This is a genomic window from Streptomyces sp. ISL-94 (genome assembly GCF_018614075.1).
Classification (GTDB): Bacteria; Actinomycetota; Actinomycetes; order Streptomycetales; family Streptomycetaceae; genus Streptomyces.
Genome location: NZ_JAGGOZ010000078.1, coordinates 1 through 5,907, shown reverse-complemented (window position 1 = coordinate 5,907; position 5,907 = coordinate 1). Strand labels below are relative to the sequence as shown.

Below are 5,907 nucleotides of genomic sequence, written 5' to 3'. Positions count from 1 at the left end.
CTCGCCCTCATCCGCGCCTGAGGACCTGCCCCCTCGTCCCGTGGATCCGTTCACGCGGACCGCCTGACCTCCAGCGCCGGGTACCCCTGCCGGCCCTGCCGCTCGCGCAGGGCCGGCAGGCCCTTGTAGGCGTACGCGGCGGACATCAGCGTCATGTGGTGGTGCCAGCCGGGGAAGGACCGGCCCTCGAAGTCGAGGAGCCCGAAGTCCTCCGCCAGCGAGCCCAGGGTCCTGGCGGACTCGGCCGACTGCCGGACCAGATGCAGCAGGTCGTCCATCCGGTGCTCGGTCATGTTGGTGATCCAGACCGGGCCGCCCCGGTGCCCGGGTCCGGGCCGCCGTTCGCCGAACAGGCGGTACGTCCGGCGCGTCCCGGGGGCGCCCGTCTCGGCCCCCGGCACGCGGACCAGCCCCGAGTGGATGCGCAGCCGCTGGGGCCGCGCATCCGGTCCGGCGAGCAGCGCCGTGTACGGATGGCGGGTGTTCCCCACGCGGGCGAAGTCGCCCGCGGCGGTCTCCCGCCCCGGCGTCCCGGCCTGTTCGCCGCGGCCGGGGGCGAATCCGGCGGCACAGACCGCGAGGGCCGGCGGGACGGACACCAGGAAGTCGTGGCCGCGCCGGCCGAGCATGCCGATGAGCGTGCCGGCGCCGCTCAGGCGGCTCAGGTCGGCGACCACCGGCGCGTGCGCCGAGGAGGTGTGCGCGGCCATCGAGTCGACGAGTTCGAGGACGAGGGCCTCCGGCGTCCGGTGCGCGACCTCGGGGGAGATGCGTGCCCGACGGCGCAGGACGGGGTCGCCCGCCCACGTCTCGGGGAGCAGCAGCCGCCAGTCGACGGGCACGCTCATGCCGCCCAGGGACAGGAAGAGGCCGAAACCGAACTGGCAGTTGACGGAACGTCCGGCGGCCGGATCGAAGCGGCGGTGTACGCCGACCGAGTGCTCACCCCGCTTGGGGAAGACCGCCTGCCCGATCGTCCAGGCGTGTACCGGGTGCCGTCCCTCGATCCAGCGGAGCAGCTCGCGGCGGGCCGGCTCCCAGTCCCAGGGGCTCGCGTTGATGAACTGCTGCAAGGACTGCGAGGCGGTGGGCGACGCTGTGACGGACGCGGCGAGCCGGCGTACGGACTTTTTCCCCCGGGTCGTCAGCAGCCCCTGGAGGTAGACCCTGGCCCAGCGCCGCTGGTCGGCGCGCGGTAAGTGGCCGAAGAGGTGTTCGGTGAACTCGTCCAATGTGGTGTCCATGGCAACCAGGGCTCTGGGCCGTGTGTGTGCCGTCATTTCTCCCCCTTCACTGCGGACGCCGACGGGCGGCGCGGTGGTGGACGGTTGTAGAATACAGAACGTTCGTTTTTTTTCTAGCTCAGGGCTGGCGTCTGCGCCGCGACTTCGGCACGTTGGTCCCAGAGGCTGCCGTCGACCCCCACGGGACGGCAGGCGGCGGGGAGCGCGGGCGCTTCTTCGCCAAGTCGGCGTTGTGTGCCCGCGGCACCCGGACAAGGCTGGTGCCGCCTCGTCGGACCGCATGCCCGGCGAGTCGGGAACGATCTGGATGGCAGTGAGAGTTCATTGGGAAAACAAGAGCGCGGAGTGCTCACCCGGAATCACCTGATCGCGGTGGCCGGGGTCGAATTCGACCGCAATGGATATGACGGGACATCGTTTTCCCGACTGAGCCGAACCGCCGGAGTTTCCATCGGCGCGCTCACCTTTCATTTCTCCGCCAAGGCGCAGCTCGCGTCGGCCGTGGAGGAGTCGGGACGGTCCGCCACCCGCGCGGTGGTCGAGAACATCACGGCCGGCGGCGACGGTACGGCGCTGGAGACCGTCTCCGCCCTGGTCCTCGCCCTGGGCCGGCTGATCGAGGCGGACCCGGTCGTACGCGCCGCCGCGCGACTGACCCGTGAGCGCGCCGGCGCCGGCCCCGAGTGGTGCGGTTCCTGGTTACCGGAGGTCGGAACCCTGCTCGGGCAGGCGGTCGAACAGGGCCAGCTGCGCCCCGACGTGGACCCGCGCCCCGTTGCCCTGCTGACGGCGCACCTGATGTGCGGCACCGTCGCGCGGGTGCGCCACGGCCGGATCCGCCGGCCGGGCGCGGCCGTCGACGAACTCCGTGAGCTGTGGCGGATCATCTGCCGCGGCATCGTGGCGCCGACGGAACCGAAAATGCCTAAGTAGGCGGAGAAGAAAGGGAATTCGAGCCTGCTGGGACCGGCGGCATCTAGCCTCGGTGGCATGAATTCCACACCCTCCCGCATAACCAAGGCCGTCATTCCCGCCGCCGGTCTCGGTACCCGCTTTCTCCCGCTGACCAAAGCGACCCCGAAGGAAATGCTGCCGGTCATCGACAAGCCGGCCATCCAGTACGTGGTCGAAGAGGCGGTCGCCGCCGGGCTGTCCGACATCCTCATGGTCACCGGACGCAACAAGCGGGCCCTCGAGGACCACTTCGACCGCAACTACGAGCTGGAGGAGGCCCTCCAGCGCCGCGGCGACCAGGACAAGCTCGACAGCGTCTGCGCCTCGACCGAGCTCGCCGACATCCACTACGTGCGCCAGCGGGACCCCAAGGGGCTCGGCCACGCCGTCCTGTGCGCCGCCCCCCACGTCGGCCAGGAGCCGTTCGCCGTCCTCCTGGCCGACGACCTGATCGACCCCCGCGACCCGCTGCTGGCCCGGATGGCCGAGGTCCGCGCCCGGCACGGCGGCAGCGTCGTCGCCCTGATGGAGGTCGACCCGGACTCCATCCACCTGTACGGATGCGCCGCGGTCGAGCAGTCCGGGCAGTCGGAGCACCCGGCCGGGGGCGGGGGAGTGCGCATCACCGACCTGGTGGAGAAGCCGGCGCCCGGCACCGCGCCCAGCAGCCTCGCGATCATCGGCCGCTACCTCCTCGACCCCGAGATCTTCGAGGTCCTGCGCGCCACGAGCCCCGGCCGAGGCGGCGAGATCCAGCTGACGGACGCGCTGCGGGCCCTGGTCCAGGCGGGCCGTCCCGTGCACGGCGTCGTGTTCTCCGGCCGGCGCTACGACACCGGGGACCGCGCCGAGTACCTGCGGGCGACGGTCCGGCTCGCCTGCGAACGCGACGACCTGGGCCCCGAATTCCTGTCCTGGCTGCGGGAGTTCATGGGGTCGCAGGAGCTGGTCGGGGTCTGATCCGGCCGCCCGGTGGGCGACCGCGGATCTGCCCCGGTCGCCCACCCCGCCGCACCGCCACTTCGCCAAGTTGCCGAAATCTCACCGGGGTTCGGCTCCCGGCTTAGTTACCGAACAGTAGTTACGTAATTTCTTTCCCGGAGCCGACGAACGCAGCGGCGTCCGGCCCATCGAGTGCACGAAGGGAGGTGAACCACATGAGGAACCTGCACGCGGTGAACGCGGTGAACGCGATACACGCGGTGGACCCGGCGAAGAAGACAGTAGACCCGGCGAAGACGGCGGGTACGCCGGCCGCGGCGGGCACCCCCGGCGCCGTGGCCGAAGTACCGGTCGGCTCACTGCTCTGCGCCGACTCCCCGCGAACCGTCCGGGTGGACGAGAGCCACGCACAGGCCCTCGCCCAGTCCGGCCAGGCGCTGCCCCCGCTGCTCGTGCACCGCGCCACCATGCGGATCATCGACGGGACGCACCGGTTGCGGGCCGCCGTACTGCGCGGTCAGCGCACGGTGGGGGTGACGTACTTCGACGGAAGCGCCGAGGACGCGTTCGTCCTCTCCGTCGAGGCCAACATCAGTCACGGGCTCCCGCTGACCCATGCGGAGCGGACCGCCGCGGCGCTGCGGATCCTGCGGTCCCACCCGGACTGGTCCGACCGCGGTATCGCGCGGCGGACCGGACTGGCACCCAAGACCGTGGCAGCCCTACGGCGCCGCGAGGGTCCTGCGGCACCCGTGCCGAAGGCCCGGGTCGGCCAGGACGGGCGCCTGCGGCCGTCCGACCCGGCGCGCGGCCGCGAGGCCGCCGCCCGGCTGCTCGCCGGCCGCCCCACCGCCTCCCTGCGCCAGATCGCCCGGGAGGCGGGGATCGCCCCGTCGACCGTACGGGACGTGCGGCGCCGGATCGGCGAGGGGGCGGACCCTGTGCCGGCCACCCAGCGCCGCTCCGGGAACACCCCGGTTCCCGATGCGGCAACGGCGCCGGCTCGGGGCCGAGGGCAGGGCGGCGGCCGGGCCCAGGGGCAGACACTGCCCTCCCTGGTCGGCAGCCTCTGCAAGGATCCCCTGCTCAGGCTGAGCGAAGCCGGGCGGCTCCTGCTCCGCATGCTCGACCTCCAGGTGAGCGGGCTGCGCCAGCGTGAGCGGCTCGTCGCCGCGGTTCCCCCGTACCGCGCCGAGACCGCGGCCGCCGCGGCCGCCCAGGTGGCGCGGGACTGGCAGGAGTTGTCCGAAGAACTGGGCCGCCGTGCCTCGGTGGAGACCCCTGCCTGAGCCGGTTTTTCCCCGGCAAGTACCGGCCTTCCGCGCGGAAGGCCTCCGTTTATGTGTGTGTGAAAGGAAGTGTGGCGATGTCGGTTGTCGAGGGTGCGCGGGTTGATGCGGGTGTGGGGGAGGGGGAGGGTCCGGTCCGTTTGGACGGGCGTTTGAGGCTGGTGCTGGTGGTGCTGCTGGTGGCGCAGTTCATGCTGGCGGTGGACTTTTCGATTCTGAATGTGGCGTTGCCGGTGATCGGTGACGGTCTCGGTTTCTCGTTGTCGAATCTGCAGTGGATCGCGACGTCGTTCGCTCTGTGTGCGGCGGGGTTCACGCTGTTGTTCGGGCGGGTCGCGGACCTGTTCGGGCGTCGGCGTCTGTTCCTGGTGGGTCTTGCGGTTTTGGGTCTGTCGTCGCTTGCGGGTGGTTTGGCGACCAGTCCGGAGATGCTGATCGTGGCCCGTGTCCTCCAGGGTCTTGCGACCGCGGCGGTCACGCCGGCGGGTCTGTCGCTGCTCACCACCTCGTTTCCTGAGGGTCCGCTGCGTCAGAAGGCGCTGGGTCTCAATGGTGCGCTGATGTCGGCCGGTTTCACGACGGGCGCGATTCTGGGTGGTGTGCTGACCGATCTGCTGTCGTGGCGGTGGGCGTTCTTCATCAACGTTCCGGTCGCTCTGGCCGTGCTGGTCATCGCTCCTGCGGTGATCAAGGAGTCGCGTCCCGCCATGCGCCCCAAGCTGGACCTGCCCGGTGCCACCGCGGTGACTTTGGGTCTGCTGGCTTTGATCTACGGTCTGACGCAGGCCGGTGAGCACGGCTGGGGTTCGGGTGCGGCGCTGGGCTGGCTGGCGGCGGGTGTGGTTCTGCTGATCGTTTTCTATGCGATCGAGTCGAGGTCCGCGGGTCCGCTGGTGCCGGTGAGTGTGTTGAAGAAGAAGACGGTGGCGTGGGGCAATATCGCGGGTCTGATCGCGTTCCTGACGGAGACGAGCCTGGTCTTCTCGATGACGCTGTATCTGCAGGAGGTGCTGGACTTCTCGCCGCTGACGGCTGGTCTGTCGTTTGGTGTGCTGGGTATCGGTACGGTCATCGGCGGTTCGATCGCCCCGCGGGTGATCGGTGCGACGAGTACGCGCACGACGTTGATCGTGGGTGGTCTTCTGCAGGCGGTGGCGACGCTGAGCCTGATCGCGCTGGGTGAGACGTCGGCGAGCATGTGGCTGCTGTTGGCGGCGACGTTTGCGGGTGGTATCGGCAACATGCTGGTGATCGTGGGGTTCATGGTGACCGCGACGACGGGTCTGCCGGATCACGAGCAGGGTATGGCGACGGGTCTGGCCACGATGACGCAGCAGATCGGTATCACGATGGGCACGCCGATCATGTCCGCGATCGCGGCGGCCAACACCGACATCCACGCGGGCATCACCACCGCGATCATCGTCAACACCGCCATCGTCCTCGTCGGCACCATCACCACGGCTCTCTTCCTCCGC

The 5,907-nt window shown here is 70.5% G+C and carries 5 protein-coding genes; 4 read left to right on the top strand and 1 reads right to left on the bottom strand.

Annotated features, from left to right (window positions below):
• Positions 1-50 precede the first annotated feature (50 nt).
• Positions 51-1,244 carry a transposase gene (locus J7E94_RS23715; protein WP_251057118.1) on the bottom strand — a complete coding sequence of 398 codons (1,194 nt, stop codon included), beginning with the start codon at positions 1,242-1,244 and terminating at the stop codon, positions 51-53.
• Positions 1,245-1,589: 345 nt separating this feature from the next.
• Here J7E94_RS23715 and J7E94_RS23710 point away from each other — a divergent pair, with 345 nt between their 5' ends.
• The 4 genes from J7E94_RS23710 to J7E94_RS23695 form a co-directional block, all read left to right on the top strand.
• Entirely contained in the window at positions 1,590-2,177 is a 588-nt protein-coding gene (locus tag J7E94_RS23710) for a TetR/AcrR family transcriptional regulator (RefSeq protein WP_308345432.1), read from the top strand.
• 57 nt (positions 2,178-2,234) lie between these two features.
• A complete protein-coding gene (galU, locus tag J7E94_RS23705) occupies positions 2,235-3,158 on the top strand; it encodes a UTP--glucose-1-phosphate uridylyltransferase GalU (protein ID WP_215018685.1) in 924 nt (307 codons plus the stop codon).
• A 197-nt stretch (positions 3,159-3,355) separates the two neighbouring features.
• Entirely contained in the window at positions 3,356-4,429 is a 1,074-nt protein-coding gene (locus J7E94_RS23700; RefSeq protein WP_215018683.1) for a ParB N-terminal domain-containing protein, read from the top strand.
• Positions 4,430-4,506: 77 nt separating this feature from the next.
• A partial coding sequence (locus J7E94_RS23695; protein WP_215018681.1) for an MFS transporter occupies positions 4,507-5,907 on the top strand: 1,401 nt, incomplete at its 3' end.

Excerpts from the sequence above, each read along its gene's own strand:
- galU (WP_215018685.1), top strand. The coding sequence starts at position 2,235 with ATGAATTCCACACCCTCCCGCATAACCAAGGCCGTCATTCCCGCCGCC.
- J7E94_RS23715 (WP_251057118.1), bottom strand. The coding sequence starts at position 1,244 with ATGGACACCACATTGGACGAGTTCACCGAACACCTCTTCGGCCACTTA.
- J7E94_RS23700 (WP_215018683.1), top strand. The coding sequence starts at position 3,356 with ATGAGGAACCTGCACGCGGTGAACGCGGTGAACGCGATACACGCGGTG.